Origin of the sequence: Serratia sp. 2723 (assembly GCF_050434425.1) — a bacterium.
Taxonomy (GTDB): Bacteria; Pseudomonadota; Gammaproteobacteria; order Enterobacterales; family Enterobacteriaceae; genus Chania.
This window is the reverse complement of sequence record NZ_JBNDIN010000002.1, coordinates 13372-34580: the sequence shown is the minus strand read 5'-3', so window position 1 is coordinate 34580 and position 21209 is coordinate 13372. Positions and strand designations below refer to the sequence as shown.

18 protein-coding genes and 1 tRNA gene are annotated in these 21209 nt (G+C 54.2%); 15 read left to right on the top strand and 4 right to left on the bottom strand.

All coding sequences use genetic code 11. The features are described 5' to 3' along the window. Nucleotides 1-36 precede the first annotated feature (36 nt). From sdhE to creD, 5 genes are all read left to right on the top strand, one after another. Nucleotides 37-303: an FAD assembly factor SdhE gene (gene sdhE / locus ABIE29_RS02945; RefSeq protein WP_429616768.1), complete on the top strand. Its 267-nt coding sequence runs from the start codon at nucleotides 37-39 to the stop codon at nucleotides 301-303. Then, nucleotides 284-706, top strand: a complete 423-nt coding sequence (locus tag ABIE29_RS02940) for a protein YgfX (protein WP_429616767.1) — start codon at nucleotides 284-286, stop codon at nucleotides 704-706. Before sdhE ends, ABIE29_RS02940 begins: the two co-directional genes overlap by 20 nt. Beyond that, entirely contained in the window at nucleotides 706-1401 is a 696-nt protein-coding gene (gene creB, locus ABIE29_RS02935; protein WP_429616766.1) for a two-component system response regulator CreB, read from the top strand. The genes ABIE29_RS02940 and creB overlap by 1 nt, the downstream gene beginning before the upstream one ends. Then, the gene (gene creC, locus ABIE29_RS02930; protein WP_429616765.1) at nucleotides 1398-2816 is read left to right on the top strand and encodes a two-component system sensor histidine kinase CreC; all 1419 of its coding nucleotides are present in this window, start codon (nucleotides 1398-1400) and stop codon (nucleotides 2814-2816) included. The genes creB and creC overlap by 4 nt, the downstream gene beginning before the upstream one ends. A 103-nt stretch (nucleotides 2817-2919) precedes the next feature. After that, nucleotides 2920-4308 (top strand): cell envelope integrity protein CreD, encoded by a 1389-nt coding sequence (gene creD / locus ABIE29_RS02925; RefSeq protein WP_429616764.1) that lies wholly within the window; start codon nucleotides 2920-2922, stop codon nucleotides 4306-4308. Nucleotides 4309-4343: 35 nt separating this feature from the next. On the opposite strand, the gene fldB is transcribed toward creD, so the two are convergent. Further along, nucleotides 4344-4862 (bottom strand): flavodoxin FldB, encoded by a 519-nt coding sequence (fldB, locus tag ABIE29_RS02920; protein WP_429616763.1) that lies wholly within the window; start codon nucleotides 4860-4862, stop codon nucleotides 4344-4346. A gap of 105 nt (nucleotides 4863-4967) precedes the next feature. Here fldB and xerD point away from each other — a divergent pair, with 105 nt between their 5' ends. The 8 genes from xerD to ABIE29_RS02880 all read left to right on the top strand — a co-directional run bounded on the left by xerD (nucleotide 4968) and on the right by ABIE29_RS02880 (nucleotide 13635). After that, the gene (gene xerD, locus ABIE29_RS02915; RefSeq protein ID WP_021179811.1) at nucleotides 4968-5867 is read left to right on the top strand and encodes a site-specific tyrosine recombinase XerD; all 900 of its coding nucleotides are present in this window, start codon (nucleotides 4968-4970) and stop codon (nucleotides 5865-5867) included. A 27-nt stretch (nucleotides 5868-5894) separates the two neighbouring features. Then, nucleotides 5895-6608, top strand: a complete 714-nt coding sequence (dsbC, locus tag ABIE29_RS02910; protein WP_429616762.1) for a bifunctional protein-disulfide isomerase/oxidoreductase DsbC — start codon at nucleotides 5895-5897, stop codon at nucleotides 6606-6608. Nucleotides 6609-6614: 6 nt separating this feature from the next. Then, complete coding sequence (gene recJ, locus ABIE29_RS02905) at nucleotides 6615-8348, top strand: single-stranded-DNA-specific exonuclease RecJ (protein ID WP_429616761.1); 1734 nt, start codon at nucleotides 6615-6617, stop codon at nucleotides 8346-8348. A 150-nt stretch (nucleotides 8349-8498) separates the two neighbouring features. Further along, a protein-coding gene (gene prfB / locus ABIE29_RS02900; protein ID WP_098929871.1) for a peptide chain release factor 2 occupies nucleotides 8499-9597 on the top strand; the annotation gives its coding sequence in 2 pieces (ribosomal slippage) (nucleotides 8499-8573 and nucleotides 8575-9597; 1098 coding nt in all). Between the two features lie 9 nt (nucleotides 9598-9606). Beyond that, nucleotides 9607-11124 (top strand): lysine--tRNA ligase, encoded by a 1518-nt coding sequence (lysS, locus tag ABIE29_RS02895; protein WP_429616760.1) that lies wholly within the window; start codon nucleotides 9607-9609, stop codon nucleotides 11122-11124. A gap of 157 nt (nucleotides 11125-11281) precedes the next feature. Next, nucleotides 11282-11355 (top strand) — tRNA-Gly (locus tag ABIE29_RS02890). 261 nt (nucleotides 11356-11616) lie between these two features. Further along, nucleotides 11617-13017, top strand: a complete 1401-nt coding sequence (locus ABIE29_RS02885) for an HdeD family acid-resistance protein (protein ID WP_429616759.1) — start codon at nucleotides 11617-11619, stop codon at nucleotides 13015-13017. Between the two features lie 396 nt (nucleotides 13018-13413). After that, a complete protein-coding gene (locus ABIE29_RS02880) occupies nucleotides 13414-13635 on the top strand; it encodes a hypothetical protein (protein WP_021179822.1) in 222 nt (73 codons plus the stop codon). A 41-nt stretch (nucleotides 13636-13676) separates the two neighbouring features. Here ABIE29_RS02880 and ABIE29_RS02875 read toward each other — a convergent pair whose 3' ends face one another. From ABIE29_RS02875 to ABIE29_RS02865, 3 genes are all read right to left on the bottom strand, one after another. Next, complete coding sequence (locus tag ABIE29_RS02875; protein ID WP_429616758.1) at nucleotides 13677-14051, bottom strand: lysozyme inhibitor LprI family protein; 375 nt, start codon at nucleotides 14049-14051, stop codon at nucleotides 13677-13679. A 119-nt stretch (nucleotides 14052-14170) separates the two neighbouring features. Then, nucleotides 14171-17251 (bottom strand): efflux RND transporter permease subunit, encoded by a 3081-nt coding sequence (locus ABIE29_RS02870; protein WP_429616757.1) that lies wholly within the window; start codon nucleotides 17249-17251, stop codon nucleotides 14171-14173. Next, nucleotides 17251-18336 carry an efflux RND transporter periplasmic adaptor subunit gene (locus ABIE29_RS02865; protein WP_429616756.1) on the bottom strand — a complete coding sequence of 362 codons (1086 nt, stop codon included), beginning with the start codon at nucleotides 18334-18336 and terminating at the stop codon, nucleotides 17251-17253. Before ABIE29_RS02865 ends, ABIE29_RS02870 begins: the two co-directional genes overlap by 1 nt. Before the next feature lie 1241 nt (nucleotides 18337-19577). Here ABIE29_RS02865 and ABIE29_RS02860 point away from each other — a divergent pair. Next, nucleotides 19578-20246 carry a DsbA family protein gene (locus tag ABIE29_RS02860; protein ID WP_429616755.1) on the top strand — a complete coding sequence of 223 codons (669 nt, stop codon included), beginning with the start codon at nucleotides 19578-19580 and terminating at the stop codon, nucleotides 20244-20246. Then, nucleotides 20246-21193, top strand: coding sequence for an ABC transporter (locus ABIE29_RS02855; RefSeq protein ID WP_429616754.1), 948 nt, complete (start codon nucleotides 20246-20248; stop codon nucleotides 21191-21193). The genes ABIE29_RS02860 and ABIE29_RS02855 overlap by 1 nt, the downstream gene beginning before the upstream one ends. Nucleotides 21194-21209: the final 16 nt, after the last annotated feature.

The following is a 21209-nucleotide window of genomic DNA, read 5'->3' as shown; positions in this document are numbered from 1 at the left end:
GGTAAGCCATGCCGAACAGAGGTTAGTCATAACAACATGGATATTAACAATAAAGCACGTATTCACTGGGCCTGCCGTCGCGGCATGCGCGAGTTGGATATCTCGATCATGCCGTTTTTCGAACATGAATACGATACGCTGAGTGACGCAGACAAGGCCGTATTCATCCGCTTGCTCGAATGTGACGACCCCGATTTGTTCAACTGGCTGATGAATCATGGTGCTCCGCAGGATCAAGATCTGCAGAGAATGGTGTCTCTGATCCAAACTCGAAATAAAGCCCGTGGCCCAGTGGCGATGTGATGTCCGCGTTTCCTGGCGTACCCAGTTAGTCTCGTTGCTGACTCACGGCCTGCTGATTTTGCTGATCCTGATCGCCCCGTGGCCGGAAGGCTATGGCCCGATCTGGTTGGTGCTGTTGACGTTGGTGGTGTTTGAGTGCATTCGCAGCCAAAAGCGCATTGCATCCAGGCAGGGAGAACTGCGGTTGCTGGCTGAACGCCGGATTGAGTGGTATGGCCAGGAATGGCTGATGGTGAAAAAACCCTGGATGCCTGGTTTCGGTATTTTACTGTCGCTTCAGCAGGCCAACGGCAAAAAACGCCATCGGCTGTGGTTGGCTTCGGATTCCATGAGCAAAGCGGATTGGCGCCAACTGTGTCAGCGGTTGTTGTTTGAACCCTCCGCCAGCGACGAGGACGCATAATGAAACCGCTGCTTTGGCTGGTAGAAGATGAGCCCAGCATTGCGGATACGCTGATTTATACCCTGGAGAGTGAAGGCTTTCAGGTGCGTTGGTTTGAACGTGGCGAGCCTGCTTTGCAGGCTTTGCAACAGGGCTTACCGGCGTTGGTGATCCTCGACGTCGGCCTGCCCGACATCAACGGTTTTGAACTTTGCCGCCGGCTGTTGGCGCAGGAGGCAGATTTACCGATCCTGTTTCTTACCGCCCGCAGTGGTGAAGTCGATCGCCTGATCGGGCTGGAAATCGGCGCCGATGACTACGTCGCCAAACCCTTTTCCCCGCGTGAGGTCAGTGCTCGCGTGCGCACTATTCTGCGGCGTCTACACAAACAGCAGCGTTTGCAGCAACCGGCTCTCTATCATTTTGGTGCCTTTAGCCTGGATGAAGAGGGGGCCACGATCTGCTATCACCAGCAGCCGCTGCCGCTGACCCGCTATGAATTCCTGTTGTTGAAAACCCTGTTGCAAGCGCCTGGCCGGGTGTTCTCCCGCCAGCAGTTGATGGACATCGTCTGGGCCCAGGCGGAAGAGAGCCTGGATCGAACCGTCGATACCCATATCAAAACGCTGCGTGCCAAACTGCGGGCGATCGACGCCGCAGAGCCCCCGATCCATACCCATCGTGGCTTAGGCTACAGCGTGAGCCGACAGCCATGAGGATTGGCCTGCGCCTGCTGTTGGGCTATTTCCTGATTGTGGCGGTGGCGGGTTATTTCGTGCTGAGCATTTTTGTGCAGGAGGTCAAACCTGGCGTACGGCGCGCCACCGAAGGCACGCTGGTGGATACTGCCAACCTGCTGGCGCAGGTGGCGCGGTTGGATATGAGACATGGGGATGCGGCAAAGGGTCAGTTGGCGCAGGCTATCGCCCAACTTAATCAACGGCCGATCGGGGCCAATATTGCCGGGATCCGCAAAGATCGTAACGAGTATCGCGTCTATGTTACCGATGGGCGTGGCAAGGTGATTTTCGATTCATCAGGCCAGGCGCTGGGGCAGGATTACTCCCGCTGGAACGATGTTTATCTGACATTACGTGGTCAATACGGTGCGCGCAGCACCCGGACGATTGCCGAAGATGAGAACAGTTCGGTGATGTACGTGGCCGCACCGGTGGTAGAGCAAGGGCAGATTATCGGCGTGTTGAGCGTCGGCAAGCCTAACAGCACCATGGCACCGGTGATCCGCCGCAGCGAGCGGCGGATTTTGCTGGCGGGTGCGGTGCTGCTGGGGATTGCGCTGGCGATCGGGTTGGGCTTCGTCTGGTGGATTAACCGCTCGATCAACCGTCTGGTGCACTATGCCGACGGGGTCGCTCACGGCGAGGCGGTGCCGTTGCCACGCATGGGCAGCGTTGAGCTGACCCAACTGGCGCAAGCGCTGGAAAGCATGCGCATGAAGCTGGAGGGCAAAGCCTACATTGAGCAGTATGTGCATACCCTGACTCACGAGTTGAAAAGCCCGCTGGCGGCGATCCGTGGCGCAGCAGAACTTCTCCAGGAATCACCGCCTCCGGCGACGGCGAAACGCTTTTTGACCAACATCGAACAGCAGAGCGCCCGCATTCAACAATTGGTCGATAAGCTGCTGGTGCAGGCGCAGTTAGAAAGCCGACCCGGTTTGGAACTGGCTACGGTAGCGCTGGCGCCGTTAGTGCGGCAGATTGTCGCGGGCAAAGAAGCACAGGCGGCGCAGCGTGGTGTCACGATTAAACTGGGGCAACTGGCGGAAGCTGCGCTGACCGGAGATGCCTTTTTACTCGGGCAGGCACTGAGCAATCTGCTGGATAACGCTCTGGATTTCACCCCGGAGGGTGGTTCGGTCAGCATTGATGGCGAGCGGTTGGAGCATCATTACCAAATCACCCTTTGCGATACCGGCAGCGGCATTCCCGACTATGCGCTGGACAAGGTGTTTGAACGTTTCTATTCGCTGGCGCGGGAAGATAAACCCAAGAGCAGCGGCCTGGGCCTGAATTTCGTGCAGGAAGTGGCGCGCCTGCATCGTGGCACTATCCGTTTGCAAAACCTGCAACCCACCGGCGCGAAGGCCACCCTCACTTTACCGCTTTAATGGCAACTTATTGCCTGCACTTCACCTTCTCTTCACATAACCACATTCTGATTTCACTTGCCGACTTTATCGTAGCGACATTACCTACAAGGAGTCAGCCACGATGTTTAAATCGGTACTGTTTTGGAAAATTACCACCCTGCTGGGATTGATGATCCTGATGATGATCCCGGTGGGGATGCTTATGGATGTGGTACAGGAGCGCAGCGGCTATCGCCAGAGCGTGGTGGGGCAAGTGAGTGAAAGCACCAGCCGAGCGCAGCGCATTCTTGGGCCAGTGATCGTGATCCCGTACACCTTCCGGGAAGAGAAGAAGAACGAAAAAGGCGAAATCAAGATAGAGACCACCCGCTATCAACGTTTTGTATTGCCCGAATCTTTGGTGGTCAATGGCAAGCCCAACGTTGAGATCCGCAAGCTGGGTATTTACCAGACTCAGGTGTATCAGGGGCCATTGGATTTCCAGGTGAAATTCGCCCAACCCGATCTGGAAGATTTGCAACACGACAACATCACGGTCGGCCAACCCTTCCTGATGGTGTCATTAAGCGATTCTCGCGGTATCAAGAGCATTTCTGCCCTCGACGGCATTCAACAGCAGGCCAAGTTTGAGCCGGGCACTTTGGTTAGCGGACTTTCTCAGGGGATCCATGCACCGCTGGCCTTGGCCTCGTTGCAGAAAGAAGGGCTGACGGCAGATTTCACACTGCACCTGGCAGGGACCAGCAGCTTATCCTTGGTGCCGGTAGGGCGCAGTTCCGAACTGCTATTGCAAAGCAACTGGCCGCACCCGAACTTCCTGGGCAACTTCCTGCCGGATGAGCGCAAGGTGACCGATAAAGGCTTCTCTGCCCGCTGGCGCAGCACCTGGTTTGCCAACAACATCAATAGTGCTTTCATGTATGACAACGGCATTATGGAAGAGGAAAAGCTGCCGACTTTCACCACCAGCCTGATCGAACCGGTCGATCACTATCAGCTGACTGAACGGGCGGTGAAGTATGCAGTGCTGTTCCTGGGGCTGACGTTTATGGCGTTCTTCCTGTTCGAAACCCTGACCGGGCTGCGGGTGCACCCGATCCAGTATCTATTGGTGGGGGCGGCGCTGGTGCTGTTCTATCTGATCCTGCTGGCTTTCTCGGAACATCTGGGGTTCGACGTGGCGTACTTGCTGGCGAGCGTGGCCTGTAGTGGGCTGATTGCCTTCTACCTTAGCGCCGTGCTGCGCGGAATGCGGCGTGGGATGCTGTTCGCTGCCAGCCTGCTACTGCTGTATGGCATTCTGTATATGCTGTTACAGTCGGAAGATAACGCGCTGGTATTGGGTTCTGTGCTGCTGTTCGGGGTGTTGGCAGGCATTATGCTGCTGACACGTAAGCTGGACTGGTATCAGGTGGCCGACCCGGCTCGCTTGAAGGGCAACACTGCTGAACCAGAAATCGCTGAGGCGCTGGCCAGTAATGGCGAGAACCGTTTCAGACTGTGGAAATAAGGACCTTGTTGGGCGCGATATCGCGCCCAATTTCGTTACAGCAGCGGTTCCATTTCCAGCAGGATCTGTTCACACCACTGTTGCAGGCGTTCTTCGCTCAGGTCGTACTGGTTCACCTCATCCAGCGCCAGGCCAACAAAGTGTTTGCCGTCGGCGCTGAGCGGTTTGGGGCTGGTGAATTCAAAGCCGTCAATCGGCCAGAAACCGATAAACTGCACGCCCTGTGGGGCTAGCTGGTCGTGCAACATTCCCAGGGCATCCAGGAACCATTCACCATAGCCCAACTGATCGCCCATCCCGTACATGGCGACGATCTTGCCTTTCAGATCCAGCTCGCTCAGCTGCGGCCAGATCGCTTCCCAATCTTCTTGTAGTTCACCAAAATCCCAGGTTGGGATCCCCAGGATCAGGATGGCGTAGTCTTCCATCAGTTTGGGAGAAACGTCTTTCAGGTTGTGCAGGTCGACCAGGTCTTCACCCAGAATCTCACGGATTTTTTCTGCTGCCATCTCGGTGTAGCAGGTGCTGGAGCCGTAAAACAGACCAATCTTCATAGTTAACCGTTTATAATGCCGTGTGGAGAATTGCAACGAGTATACCTTAAGGCATAATGCCTGTGGCATAAACCCGTTGTCTTAACGTTACCAAGAGAGGACCGCGTGCAACAGCAAGACAGTGCGCTGATTGAGCAATTCCTGGATGCGTTGTGGATCGAACGCAATCTGGCAGAGAATACGCTGGCCTCTTATCGGCTCGATTTACAGGCGCTGGCCGGTTGGCTGGCTCTCAATAACCGCAGCCTGTTGCAGGCTGAAGCGCTGGATCTACAGGCCTTTCTCGCCGAACGGGTGGAGGGCGGATATAAAGCCACCAGTTCAGCCCGGTTGTTAAGCGCGATGCGCCGCCTGTTCCAATATCTCAACCGTGAAAAAATGCGGGCGGATGACCCCACCGCGTTGCTGGCCTCGCCCAAATTACCGCAGCGGTTACCCAAGGATCTGAGCGAAGCGCAGGTTGAGGCCTTGCTACAGGCACCTTGCGTCGATCAGCCTTTGGAGCTGCGTGACAAGGCTATGCTCGAGGTGTTGTATGCCACCGGATTGCGCGTGTCGGAACTGGTGGGGTTGACCATCAGCGATGTCAGCCTGCGCCAGGGCGTGGTGCGGGTGATCGGTAAAGGCAACAAAGAGCGCCTGGTGCCGTTGGGGGAAGAAGCGGTGTACTGGATCGAAAATTATCTGGAGCATGGCAGGCCATGGATGCTGAACGGCCAGACGCTGGATGTGCTGTTCCCCAGCAACCGCAGCCAGCAAATGACCCGACAGACGTTCTGGCATCGGATTAAACACTATGCGATCCTAGCCGGTATCGACAGCGAACGGCTGTCTCCGCATGTGCTGCGCCACGCTTTCGCCACCCATTTACTGAACCATGGTGCCGATCTTCGTGTCGTACAGATGTTATTGGGGCATAGTGACCTCTCAACCACACAAATTTATACTCATGTAGCCACTGAAAGATTGAAGCAGCTACATCAACAGCATCACCCGCGCGCCTGACGCGCAGGGATCGAAAGGATTGGAAGAATGAAAAAAGGTTTAATGCTGCTCTCCCTGCTGGTGGCTTCGGTTACCGGTGCGGCCCATGCTGACGATGCAGCTATTCAGAAAGCACTAGGTAGCCTGGGCATTAAGCAGGCAGACGTGCAACCCTCGCCGGTCGCCGGTTTGAAAACCGTATTGACCGAAGGCGGCACGCTGTATGTGACGGAAGATGGCAAACACGTGTTGCAAGGGCCGCTGTTTGACGTCAGCGGCGGTGAGCCGGTCAACGTGACTAACCAACTGTTGATGACCCGTCTGGAAGCGCTGAAAGATCAGATGATCGTCTACAAAGCGGCGAAAGAGAAACACGTGATCACCGTGTTTACCGATATCACCTGTGGCTATTGCCACAAGCTGCACGAGCAGATGAAAGAATACAACGATCTGGGGATCACCGTGCGCTATCTGGCCTTCCCACGCCAGGGGCTGGAATCTCAGGCAGAGAAAGATATGCGTTCCATCTGGTGTACTGCAGACCGGGCTAAAGCCTTCGATGCCGCCATGAAGGGCGACGCGGTGTCTCCGGCAACCTGCAAAACCGATATCAGCCAGCATTATGCGCTGGGCGTACAGTTTGGTATCAACGGCACCCCGGCTATCGTGCTGAAAAACGGCATGGTTGTCCCTGGCTACCAAGGACCGAAAGAGATGGCCGCGATGTTGGATGCACATGCAGCCTCCGTAGCCACGAAATAAGTCACGGTGAGTATCAAAACCCAATTACGCCGCCGCGAGGCGGCAGATGTCAGCCATTTACCCGCCAGCTTGCCCCCGCTGTTGCGTCGCTTATACGCGTTGCGTGGAGTTAAGGGCGAGCAGGAGCTGGAGCGTAGCGTCAAGGGTATGTTGCCTTGGCAACAGTTGAACGGTATTGATGCTGCGGTAGCGATATTGCAGCAGGCGTTGGCCGATGGCCGCCGCATCATGGTGGTCGGCGACTTTGACGCCGACGGTGCCACCAGTACCGCACTGACGGTGCTGGCCTTGCGTAGCATGGGCTGTAGCTCCATCGAATATCTGGTGCCCAACCGTTTTGAAGATGGCTATGGCCTGAGCCCCGAAGTGGTGGAACAGGCGGCGGCTCGGGGTGCCGAGCTGATCGTCACGGTCGATAACGGCATTTCCTCGCATGCGGGCGTTGACGTTGCGCACGGCTTGGGAATACAGGTGCTGGTCACCGATCACCATCTGCCGGGGGATACCTTGCCTGCGGCAGAGGCGATCGTTAACCCGAACCTGCGTGACTGCGATTTTCCCTCCAAATCCCTGGCTGGTGTTGGCGTTGCCTTCTATCTGATGTTGGCGTTGCGGGCCAAGCTGCGTGACAGCGGCTGGTTCGAACAGCGTGCGCTGGCTATGCCTAATCTGGCCGAACTGCTGGATCTGGTGGCGTTGGGCACGGTGGCGGACGTGGTGCCGCTGGATGCCAACAACCGTATTCTGGTGTATCAGGGGCTGAACCGCATCCGGGCTGGCAAGTGTCGGCCAGGTATTCGCGCTCTGCTGGAAGTGGCCAACCGCGACGCGCGGCAATTGGCCGCCAGCGATCTCGGCTTTGCCCTTGGGCCACGATTAAACGCGGCAGGACGGCTGGACGATATGTCGATCGGCGTAGCCATGCTGTTGAGCGACGATATTGCCCAGGCGCGTATGCTGGCCAACGATCTCGACGCGCTCAACCAGACCCGGCGTGAGATTGAGCAGGGGATGCAGGTGGAAGCGCTGGAGCTGTGCGATCAACTGGAACGCACTACCACTGAACTGCCTTACGGGTTGGCGATGTATCACCCGGAGTGGCATCAAGGCGTGGTGGGCATTCTTGCGTCGCGCATCAAAGAGCGTTTCCATCGCCCGGTGATTGCCTTTGCCCCTGCGGGCGACGGCATTCTGAAAGGCTCTGGCCGCTCGGTGGCCGGATTGCATATGCGTGATGCGCTGGAGCGGCTCGATACCCTGAACCCAGGGCTGATGATGAAGTTCGGCGGCCATGCGATGGCGGCGGGCTTGTCGTTGGAGGAGGCCAAGTTTGACGAGTTTCGCCAGCGTTTTGGCGAACTGGTCGGCGAATGGCTAGATCCCGCCATGCTGGAAGGCGTGATCTGGTCGGACGGCGAACTGATGATGCAAGAACTGACCCTGACCACCGCAGAACTTCTGCGTGAGGGCGGGCCGTGGGGGCAGGCGTTTCCTGAGCCAACCTTTGACGGCAAGTTCCGCATTCTGCAACAGCGGCTGGTGGGCGAAAAACACCTGAAGCTGATGATCGAACCGCTCGGTGGTGGCCCATTGCTGGACGGCATCGCCTTCAATGTCGATACCACGCAGTGGCCGGACAGCAGCATCAAAGAAGTGGAACTGGCGTATAAGTTGGACGTGAATGAGTTCCGTGGCAACCGTAATGTGCAGTTGCTAATTCAACACCTCTGGCCGCGTTAACCGGTTTATCAGGGCACCTGCGGGTGCCCTAATCTCAATCCCCCACAAAAACTGACCAACTCGCTATAAACTGGCGACTGGATCCGCTAGAATTACCGGTTCCAATGGCATTTCGCCATCGACGACATCAACGTAAGAACGCAAAAAATCATGTTTGAAATTAATCCGGTAAAAAACCGCATTCAGGATGTGTCCGAGCGGACAGCCGTTCTCAGGGGGTATCTTTGACTATGATGCCAAGAAAGAACGCTTAGAAGAAGTTAACGCCGAGCTGGAACAGCCGGACGTTTGGAACGAACCTGAACGCGCACAGGCATTAGGCAAAGAGCGCTCGTCGCTGGAAGCCATTGTCGAAACCATCGATCAGCTGGAACAAGGCTGTGAAGACGTCACGGGCCTGCTGGAACTGGCGGTTGAGGCGGAAGACGAAGACACCTTTAACGAGACCGTGGTTGAGCTCGATCAACTGAGCGCCAAGCTGGAACAACTAGAATTCCGTCGTATGTTCTCGGGTGAATATGACAGCGCGGACTGCTACCTGGATATCCAGGCAGGTTCCGGCGGCACCGAAGCGCAGGACTGGGCCAGCATGCTGCTGCGCATGTACCTGCGTTGGGCGGAATCCAAAGGCTTTAAAACGGAAGTGATTGAAGAGTCCGACGGCGACGTCGCGGGCCTGAAATCGGCAACCATCAAGATTATCGGCGACTACGCGTTTGGCTGGTTACGTACTGAAACCGGCGTGCATCGCCTGGTACGCAAGAGCCCATTCGATTCCGGCGGCCGCCGCCATACCTCCTTCAGTTCCGTATTTATCTATCCGGAAGTGGATGACGATATCGATATCGAAATCAACCCGGCCGATCTGCGCATTGACGTTTACCGCGCCTCCGGTGCCGGTGGTCAGCACGTTAACAAAACCGAGTCGGCGGTGCGTATTACCCACTTGCCAACCAACATTGTGGTGCAGTGCCAGAACGATCGCTCTCAGCATAAGAACAAGGATCAGGCATTCAAACAGCTGCGCGCCAAGCTGTATGAATACGAGATGCAAAAGAAAAATGCTGACAAGCAGATGCTGGAAGACAACAAGTCCGATATCGGCTGGGGCAGCCAAATCCGTTCTTACGTGCTGGATGATTCCCGCATCAAGGATTTGCGCACCAACGTCGAAACGCGTAATACGCAGGCCGTACTGGATGGCGACCTGGATAAATTCATTGAGGCAAGTTTGAAAGCCGGGTTATGAGGAACAGAAATGTCTGAGCAACAAGCACAAGGCGCCGAACAGGCGTTGGATCTCAACAACGAGCTGCAGTCACGCCGTGAAAAACTGGCCGCGCTGCGCGAGAACGGCATTGCGTTCCCGAACGACTTCCGTCGTGATACCACCTCCGACAAGCTGCATGTCGAATACGGCAGCAAAGAAAACGAAGAGCTGGAGTCACTGGGTATCGAAGTGACCGTGGCTGGTCGTATGATGACCCGCCGTATCATGGGTAAAGCCTCCTTCGTGACGCTGCAGGACGTGGGTGGCCGTATTCAGCTCTACGTCGCGCGTGACGATCTGCCTGAAGGCGTTTACAACGAGCAGTTCAAGAAATGGGATCTGGGCGATATCCTCGGCGCACGCGGTAAGCTGTTCAAGACCAAAACTGGCGAACTGTCCATCCACTGCACCGAGCTGCGTCTGCTGACCAAAGCACTGCGCCCGTTGCCAGACAAGTTCCACGGCCTGGCCGATCAGGAAACCCGTTATCGCCAGCGCTATCTGGATCTGATTGCCAACGAAGAATCGCGTAACACCTTCAAGATCCGTTCGCAGGTGATGGCGGCGATCCGTAACTTCATGGTGGGTAGAGGCTTTATGGAAGTCGAAACCCCGATGATGCAGGTGATCCCTGGCGGCGCGTCTGCTCGTCCGTTCGTTACTCACCACAACGCGCTGGACATCGATATGTACCTGCGTATCGCGCCAGAGCTTTATCTGAAGCGTCTGGTGGTGGGTGGCTTCGAGCGTGTGTTCGAGATCAACCGTAACTTCCGTAACGAAGGCGTTTCCCCGCGTCATAACCCAGAGTTCACCATGATGGAGCTCTATATGGCGTATGCGGATTACAAAGACCTGATCGAACTGACTGAGTCGCTGTTCCGCACGCTGGCGCAGGACGTGCTAGGTGACACCAAGGTGCCTTATGGCGATGAGGTGTTCGACTTCGGCAAGCCGTTTGACAAGCTGACCATGCGTGAAGCGATCAAGAAATACCGTCCGGAAACCAATCTCGACGATCTGAACGATATGGCGAAATCCGTGGCGATTGCCGAATCGATCGGCATCAAGGTTGAGAAGAGCTGGGGTCTGGGCCGCGTGGTTACCGAGATCTTTGAAGAGACAGCGGAAAGCCATCTGATCCAGCCAACTTTCATCACCGAATACCCGGCAGAAGTTTCCCCGCTGGCACGTCGTAACGACGAGAACCCGGAAATCACCGACCGTTTCGAATTCTTCATCGGCGGGCGTGAAATCGGTAACGGCTTCTCGGAGCTGAACGACGCAGAAGATCAGGCGCAGCGTTTTGCCGATCAGGTTACCGCTAAGGATGCTGGTGACGACGAAGCGATGTTCTACGACGAAGACTACGTCACCGCGCTGGAGCACGGCCTGCCGCCAACGGCGGGCCTGGGCATCGGTATCGACCGTATGGTGATGCTGTTGACCAACAGCCACACCATCCGCGACGTGATCCTGTTCCCGGCCATGCGCCCGAGCAAGTAACCTTCGCCCAGTGATTAAACCGGTGCAGGCGACTGTGCCGGTTTTTTTTCGCCTGAAGAGAGCAAGTTGTTGCTAACCGCTTAAAACATCGGCAGTTATGCGCTTTCTTCTCTTGCCCGGCGCGCATAACCGGTTATAATGCCAGTCGCACACCTAAGCGGGTGTAGTTCAATGGTAGAACGGCAGCTTCCCAAGCTGCATACGAGGGTTCGATTCCCTTCACCCGCTCCAATCTCCAGTCTCCCCGAGCTCCACCAAAATCAACTACTCTCTGATTTAACAGCGTTTTTATCATTTTCCATATCAACTTGGTTCACCCGTGTTTCCCCAATCAACCCACTATCTTGTACAGAAATGTGTGTAGTGCACCTATGCAGTTTGAAACTACACAAATTGCGTGATTTCAGAGGTGGAAACTATACTCATGCCATCTTGGAAAACCACTTCTGCGTAGATCTGACAAGCCGCCTTACAATTAGAGGGGAATAAGGCATGGTTCGGTTGGTAATGATTTTACTTGGGGTTGATTATTTGCGTAACCGCTGGCGAGGATTGATGATTGCCGGTTGGTTAGGCGTGTTAGCGGGTTTAATCGTTTTCATCGATGCGTTGGATAACGCGATTTATTTCCCTTTGCATCCCTTCGCTTTCCTGTTGTTGGTAGAGGGACTGGCAACGTTGATGGTCGCGCATACCGGTATCGGCGGGCAACGGACCTTGCGTTACGTAAAAGGAGGCGCATTTTCCCTGGCTGCGATATTGATCTTGAGTGGGCAACACCATGGCCATTTTATTTTATCGATGATTTTTGGCACTTTGTTTTTGGCCGATGGGCTATTGCAAATTGTCTCCGCTGGGGTCGTGCGCTATAAAAACTGGAAGTTGGTGGTGGCTGGCGGTGTATTGGAAGTCATGTTAGCTATTTTCTTCTTTCAGCCCTATCCGACCCATTATGTCGGCACCGTGCCTTATTGTTTAGGGCTGGGATTGATGTTTGGTGGGTGGAATATGGTTATGCTGGCGATGCGCGTCAAAAAGCTGGAGGTCAACCCCGCGGTTTTGGGCAATAAGGCCGCTGAGGAAGCCAGTAGCGCAGTAACCACGCCTTTGGTGACTGAATGGGAAGGCCCTCCGGCTGATGATGAACCTGCACTGACCATACATGTCTGGACTCCAGTGGGATCCTCGAAGAGTGCAACGGTGCCTCACCCTGTTATTGATCGTTATATTGCTGCGGTGGATAAAAATGGAGTGATTTCCACTGGCCATGCTGCCCTTGAATCTCCGGAAGGTATTTATATCAGTTTGTATCCAGCGGTCGATATTGACCGGTCGCCAGATCAATTTACCCGCTTGCTACGGGCAACCGCAGACAATAATGTTGAAGGGAAATTCCAACCGGATTATGTGACTGAGTCAGGTGCATGGTGTCCTTCAACCCAGCGTGTACGGATCAGAAACTACGATGCTGAACGTCTGAAACGGTTCTGGGAAGTTTATCGTGAAGACAATACGTATAATCTCACGCATCGCAACTGCTCAAGCAGTGTGGCGCGGGGTATTGAAGCGGCGCTGGAAGGTGTAGTGAGCAAAATATGGGGACAACGTGGCCACTGGTGGGTGTTGAGTAAAATTCTCACGACGCCGGAATTATGGGTGGCGGTACAAATACGTAAACGCGCAAAAACGATGGCCTGGACACCAGGGCTGGTGCTTGACTATGCACGTGCATTAAGCATGTTGGCGGATCCCCGGCCGGCCGGTTGGATAACTACCATACGACGTGCCCTGGAGAAAATGTTTTCTTTGCGCAAGCAATGGCGCGATGAAAAAGCGCAGGGCACGATAGCGTCAGGCGTTCGCAGTGAGCCCTCAAATGACAAAGGCAACTAGCGATTTTAAGCTGTTTCAGTTTGCCATTCCTGTGTTGATGGTGCTCGGTGCCGGGATTGTGAGCTTCTATAATCCCCTCTCTGCGAATAGGTCAAGTGAGTTACCCACCTGTGAGAGTATGCGGAAAGTATTCGGTAAGCTGTCAAAATCGCAAACAGAAGCGCTGATCGATGACATGCGGCGAAAAAATACCTGCAAGCCTTAACTTATGCGATCGATATCCTTGTTCAGTAAATTCAGATGTGCAAGCAGAAACAGCGATCCTAGCGCCTTAATTGTTTCACCCCCACACATTTTGCGACTATTCCGGATCCATCGCTATAGGCATTAGTGGTACAGTGACGCGATTTTCATTCATTTTGATGTTTTTTGGCTGTTAAACGCCGAGGTGTGAGTATGAGTAAGTTTATTGCAGCGGGCCTGCTGGCCGTTTTACTGTCCGGGTGTGCTACCGAATCGCCTTGCGTACCGGTCTATGATGACCAAGGCCGTCTGGTTCATACCAATACCTGTATGAAAGGCACCACCCAGGATAACTGGGAAACTGCCGGGGCGATTGCAGGCGGGGCGGCAGCGGTCGCTGGCCTGACATTGGGTATTATCGCGTTAACCAAATAGTGATTTTTTAGTCGGGGCGCAGCATACGCGCCCCGATCCTGTTACTGCTGTTGAGCCAGTTTTTTGCTGTCACAGCCGGTACTTTTGCATTCCCGCTCTACGCTTTTCAGAAAATCGATACGGCTTTGCATGGTCTTGTTTGAGCAGGCGACATTGATCATGGAGTCGTCGCTACATTGACTGTCCCGATTTTTAAGCCATTCGATCTGCGACTGCTTCAGCGTCTGTTTTTGCGGCTGAGTCAGCAGCCCCATCACCTTTTTGTATTGCACATTGATCTCTTGATCCAGCTGCACCATCTCCAATGCCGCGCAGTAGGTCACGTCATAAGGGGTACGCGGGCTGTCACAACCACCAGCCAACGCAGTGGCAGAGAGCAACAGCAGCGAACATCCCAAGATTGTTTCTTTAATCACTTTGCACTTCTCCGTGTTTGGTTTTGAACTGGCTACACAGTAAACCAATGCCCGCGTTTGCAATAGCCCGATTGAGGATAAATATTCAACCGGGCGCATGCGGTGTCCTTACTTAAGTCTCAAGCCTCGGTTTGCGGCGTGATCTTTTGCTTATCGGAGTTCATACAGCTGTAGATCACCGGCAGCACCAACAACGTCAGTACGGTAGCAAAGCCCAGGCCGAACATGATCACCACCGCCATGCTCTGGAAGAAAGCATCGCTAAGCAGCGGGGCCAGACCGAGTACGGTGGTAAAGGCCGTCAGCAGGATAGGGCGCAAACGCGAGGTAGAGGCGTCGATAATGGCCTCCAGGATCGGTTTTTCCTGCCGCTGTAAGCCGATTTCCTCTACCAGCACAATGCCGTTACGGATCAACATGCCGCTTAAACTCAACAGACCAATCAGCGCCATAAAGCCAAACGGAATACCGGTTAGCAGGAAGCCCACTGTTACCCCAATCAAGGCCAGTGGAATGGTCAGCCAGATGGCGACGGCATTTTTCAGCGAACTGAACATCAGCACGGTGATGATGAACATGATCACAAAGGCCACCGGCAGGCTGGTGAACAACCCAGTCTGGGCTTCCTTGGTACTTTCATAGTCGCCGCCCCAATTCAGTTCATAGCCGCGTGGTAACTGGATGGCATCGATACCCGGTTTGATGCGTTGCAACAGTTCGGCAGAGGTTTCACCGCTCTGTGAGCTAGGATCGGCCTGAACCGTCAGGGTGCGTTTGCGATCCCGGCGCATGATCAGCGGATCTTCCCATTCGGTAGTAAAGCCGTTGACCACATTATCGATGGGAATAAACGCCTGCCGTGCCTGGCTCCAAATCATCACGTCGTTCAGTCGTTCCGCATTCAGCCGTTCCGAGTCCGGCGTTCTTAGCACAATCGGCATTAACCGGGTGCCATCACGGTACAGGCCGACGGCGATCCCGCCAAAACTCATGCGCAGCGCACTGTCGATTTCGCGTTTATCAACCCCCAATTCGCGGCCAAGATAATCCGAGAACTGCGGACGAATGACTTTGCTACGCCGTTGCCAATCGTGCATCACGCCATCGGCATTGGGATCGGTGCTGGCGATGGCTTCTGCCTTGGCCGCCAGTGAGCGCAGCACGTTGGGATCCGGGCCGATAAAGCGTGCTTCGATGGAGCTGTTATTCGAAGGCCCGAACATGATGCGTTTAGCCTGGGCGTTCACCTGGGGGAAATTGCTGCGTACGTAATCCTCTATTTGGCCGATCATGCCGGGGATCTGGTTGAGCTGTTTGGCTCGCACCATTATCTGTGCATAGTTGGAATATTGCCGCTGCGCGTTGTAGGTAAGCATAAAGCGCATCGCCCCCTGGCCGATGGTGACCATGGTGTCGCCGACGTCCTCTTGCGCCTGGATGTGCTGCTCGATCTGAGCAGCAATCTTTTCGGTGTAGGCGATATCAGTACCGTAGGGCAACCAGAGATCGACAAAGAAGATCGGCGTATTGGACGGCGGGAAGAAGCTTTGGCGCACGTTGCCAAAGCCGATCACCGAGGCGACCATCAACGCGGCCAGCACCCCCAGCGTCATGGTGCGCTGGCGCAGCAGTTTGCCCAACAGATTGCGATAGACGCGGAACAGCCAACCATCATAAGGCGATTTGACCGGCTCATAGGCTTTTGGCTCGGCCACTTTCTGTTTTTCAAACGCCCATTTGGTAAATACCGGCGTCAGGGTCAAGGCGGTGAACCAGCTCAGCATCAGGGAGATCAGCAGCACCTGGAACAGAGACTTACAGTATTCCCCGGTGGCATCGTTGGATAAGCCGATCGGCGCAAATGCCAGAATGGCAATCACCGTCGCTCCCAGTAGCGGGAACATAGTGCGTTTGACCACGTTATTAATGGCCTGCAGGGTCTTCTCACCCTGTTGCCGCCCAACCAGTACGCCCTCGACGATCACAATGGCGTTATCCACCAACATGCTTAAGGCGATCACCAGCGCCCCGAGCGAAACGCGTTGTAGTTCAATGTTGAACAGCTTCATGATCAGCAGGGTGCCAAGCACGTTCAGCGCCAGCGAGGCGGCGATCACCAGCCCGCTGCGTACCCCCATAAAGATCAGCAGGGTGCCGACCACGATCAGCAGCGCCAGCAGGAAGTTCATGATAAAGCCGTTCACCGCGCCTTCTACTTCATGGGACTGATCGTAGAATACGCTGATGTCCATCCCCGCAGGTCGTTCGGCTTGCAGCTGGGCCAATCGAGCCTTGACCGCTTCGCCCACTACAATCACGTTTACATTTGGGGCAAAGGATACGCCGATGGAGAGCGCAGGCCGTCCGTTGGCTCGGTAGATATTATTGGGGGAGTGGGTTACGCCCTGGCTGATAGTGGCGATATCGCGAAGGTAAACGCTGCGCGGGCTGCCTGGCTCGCTAATCAGCAGGTTCCCCAATTCTTGCACGCTGGCAAATTCCCCGGTGGGATGCAGCCTGATCGACTCGCTGCCCACCAACAGATCCCCGGCGTTGGATACCACGTTCTGCCGGCTCAACAGATCGTAAAGCCGCTGTGGGATAATATTGGCGGCGGTCATCTGGGCGCGGGAAATCTCAATCTGCACCTCTTCCGGGATCACCCCGACAATCCCCACCTTGCCCACGCCGGGCACCACCACCAGTTCACGGCGTAACAGCTCGGCAAAGTTGCGCAGCTCCTGATTGCTAAAGCCATCGCCATATAGCGAGAAGAAGAAGCCGTACACATCGCCAAAATCATCGTTCACTATCGGAGGGCTGGCACCGGGCGGTAACCGTATCGCGGCATCGCCAATGCGCCGGCGCAACACATCCCAGATTTGCGGCAGTTCAGCGGCACCGTATTCGGCACGGATATTAATGGTGATCTGCGACAGCCCCACGCTGGAGATGGAGGTAACGTTGTCGATATAAGGCAGTTGCTGAATGGCATTTTCCAGCGGCAGGGTGACTTCTTCCTCCACCTGCTGGGCCGAAGCGCCGTCATAGCGGGTGACCACTACCGCAGTCTTGATGGTAAAGGCCGGATCCTCCAGCCTGCCGATGTTGAGAAACGCCAGCACGCCGCCAATACCTAGCAGCAGGATCGCCAGCCAGATTCGGGTGCCGTTGTTGATAAAGTTCTCTGTCAGTTTCATTACAGACCTCGCTCACGGACCCAGGCGCGCACTTCCTGATTGGGGCGCAATTCACGGGTACCGGCGGCGACGATCCGTTCACCATCGGCCAGACCGGAGGCGATCTGAATGCCATTGGCAGTTAATTGCCCGGTTTCAACCTGACGAGATTCCACAAACAGTTTGCCATCACGTTCTTTGATCACCCACACATGAGGCTGATTGCGTGGGCTGTTATCCGGGTTAAATACCGCCTCGGTGGGCACAATGACATTGGCCTGCTGCGAAGTTCCAGCCAAATTACCAAGGTTGATTTTCACGCTGCCACTCATCCCCGAGAGCAGTGGCAGATCCTTCGGGCGCGGCATGGTCAGGGTCATTTGATAGGTTAATGATCCAGCGGTGGTATTGGTGGTGTGTTCTTTATAGCGGGCGGTAAACTCGCGTCCTGGTATGTTATTCAACTGAACAATAGGTTGGTACTGCGCATTGTTCTCATCAATAATAATGAACAGATTCTCGGGGATGCTGAATACCACATCCAGCGAATCCAGCGAGTTCAAGGTCGCTATCGGCTGGCCTGCCGGGATCACCTGATAGTTGCGGGCAGTGAGCGTGGCAATCACGCCGGCAAAGGGGGCGCGGATTTGCATATCACTGACTTCTTCTCTGGCCAGCTTCAAGGCGGCCTGTGCCGAGTCACGCGCTGCGCGATGAACATCCAGTTCGGCACGGGGAACGACATTGCGGGCACTCAAGGTGGCGAAACGGTTGAATTGAGCCTGCGCCAGGTCGAACGTGGCCTGCCGGTCACGTAACCTTAGCCGTGCGTCATTGCTGTTTAGCTCGGCAATCACTTGCCCCTGGTTGACTTGTTCCCCTTCGCGTACCCGCAGTTGCTCCAGTTGCCCAGGGCGCTTAAAGGCCAGCTCGGTACGGTCGCCCGCGACAATCCTGGCAGGGAAGATGCGCACTCCTTGCTGGGCACTGTTGCTAACTTCAAAGATATTCACCGGACGGACGCTTGCGGGTTCTTTAGGCGTTTCTCTGTCACAGGCGGTAAGAAAAAGTATGCAAAGCACAACGGCAGCCAGTTTTATATTCACGATGCAATCTCTTAGGATCGGATTTTAGGGGAGCGATGAGTTAATTCGTTGATCACATGCATCACGTTTTACCGCTCGTCTAGGCCAGCTCCGGCCTTTGTTCACGCTGCTGCGGGAACTTAATCTTGCTACTGCGACCGTAGGACACAACCACCCCGGGTTTCACGCATTCCCGGCGCCATTCCCCTTGCCTGCTAACGGGCGTGCGCTACTCATATTGTTTCCTTTTCAGTTTCAACCACTCGTAGACTCTTCAAGCTTAGTATGCCGTTTGCCAACGTGAACAAATTATCTTCATTTCATGCCGTTGGCCCGGTTTTGGCTATGGCTAATCAATCAACGCTAATAATTTTCTGGCTAAGATAATGAAAACCAGAGAAGCCCAGTGCCGGACACTTTGCGTTATCAACATTGCAAGTTGTTCTGATCTCCCCCTCTGATTATCGCTTCGTAATACCGTTTAGATGTTCTTTAATATCTTTCATGATGTGGGGCTATATTTACGTTCAGGGAATTATCCTTTATTGTCTGCTGTTATTTGGTGCGATATATCTAGAGGTATTTTTTTTATTGGAATCAATCTTAGTTTTTAATAAGAAACATCCTGCGGCATCGGCGTTATGATTTAATGGCAATGAGTAAGTTACCACTAAAATTATTATTGATCTGCTTTAAGTGTCGGGCTATCCTTAGGTTGGAACTCTTTGATGGGGCGAAATAATGCCAGTTTAACTCTGTGCTTTAATAAAGGCATAGATGTGCCTTTATATCGAGTGTAGAATTGCTCTATCACTGATGATAGACGTTACTCGGGCTGTTTTGTTTCATTTTTATAAAAAGGACGATATTGTGAAAAAAATTAACACCTTCAAAGCTGGTGCAATTGTTGGCGGCAGATGTGTAAAAGTCTGTACTCTTGAGTATGTTGCTGGCGCTGGTGGTGCTTGCTCTCAAGTCAGAACTTGCTACGATAAATATGGCCGAGTTGTTGGTCAGACTAGCACCGCTACTGCAGCGGCCAACTGCCCGGCTGGCCGGCCGTAAACTCTTCCTGAGTTTCAGGATATAAGTTTGGGCTGATGCGACAGGATGTTCGCATCAGCCTGTTTGAAAATTGTGCTTATTGATGGACAGGGATGTGATGGCTGTTGGCTCTCCAGCGGCGCTACGTGCTAAATAAAAATGGCTATCCCTCCGTTATTAAGATCTCATTGGTATGCCTTTTTTAGGATGTGCGGTTTATGTTCAAAAGACCCTTGCTTCTTCTCATTTACACCTTGGCAGTCATCATTATTTCCTCGTTGTTCACGACGGCCTACTTCCACTATTTTGTATTGAATCAGGGCATCGAACAGCAAGCTCTGGTTGCCGTCAGCGATGACGAGTTCAAGAATAGCCCAATCAAAGAGGGTAATGCCATTATCGAGATATTCTCTTACGGTTGCCATTACTGTGCCATAAACGAAGAGAATATTGCCAAGCTGGACGCACGTATGCCAGTAGGTACAAAACTGATCCGTCTGCATCTCAATAATGCGCAAAGTGAGGGTCTGGCAAGTTTCGCCCCATTGTTTGCCACTCTGACGGTGATGGGCATTGAACCTCAGTATCGTGAAAGCGCCTATAATGCCGTTATCAAACAAAAAGTCGATCTGAGTAACCCCCAAAACCGTGATAACTGGTTGGCGGAGAATGGTATCGATCTCGTGGCTTATCACGCTGCCAGCCAAACTCCGCAAGTCGCAGAGTTGTTGAGCTATATGACCACCGTGTCCGAACACTACAAAATCAACGCGACTCCAACCTTTATCGTCAACAAGAAGTGGCTGGCACTGCAGGATCGCGATTTCCCAGAATTTGCCGATCACCTGCTGTCGCTGCTACAGCATGATAAACCGCTGGAGCAATAATGCGTTTCTTTGCCGTGTGGGTGTATCTGGCATGGAGAGATGCCCTTGCAAAAATCGCGCGGAGTTTTTTGCCGTTGCGCAGAGCACAGGACAAGGTCGTTTGCTGGTTGCTGCGGCATGGCGATTATCGTTGGTTTCTTGGGCTGGCGGCGCTTGGCCGCCGGTTGCGGTTGAGTAACCGTGGGGAGCGCAGGCGTGCTTTTGTGGCCGCAGCCAATAAGCAATGCCTGATTGACGATGACCGTAAGGTGGACTTTGTCAAGATCAACCAGCGTCGTCGCTTGCTGGATCTGGGCGCTACCTATGCCGCTAACGCCCAGCTTCAGGCCCAGTTGGCGGACTGTCAGGTACAGCTCAACGCGATCGTGGAGCCCTTGCACCAAGCAGGGCAACCGGTGGTGCTTGCTCCGCTGCATATGGTCTCTGACGTGCTAGCCGGCATTGTGGGGGCCGGAGTTTTTCCGGGGAAGGCGACGGTGGTGGTTTCCGTCAGTGCGGAGACCTACCAGGCAAGATCGCGGCAGCAAGCGGGGATTAATCTGTCTTACTGCTCGATCCATGATGATAACCGGTCGATTGCCGGCAATTTGGCTAGCGCGATTATGGAGGCGGCCGATCATCAGCGCAATATCATGATTTTCCCCGATATCTCGCCGGACTACACCGTCAATACCAATGAGGCGAAAACGGCGAAGCTCAGTTGTCGCCTGTTTGATCGCCCGGCCAACTTGCACAGCGGCGTTATTCGTATCGCCAGAGCCTTGTCAGCGCAGGTGGTCTCTTATTACCTGTATTACGACCAGGGAATAAAGATCTACATTCATCCGCCGATACCGGCCAGCGACCTGAAAGCCAAACTACCGGAACTTATTGAAACGTCAATCGTCAGGCATCCTGAAGATTGGTTGTTATGGCACTCACATTCGTTATTTTTTATCAATGAATAACCTGGAAATTAAAGAA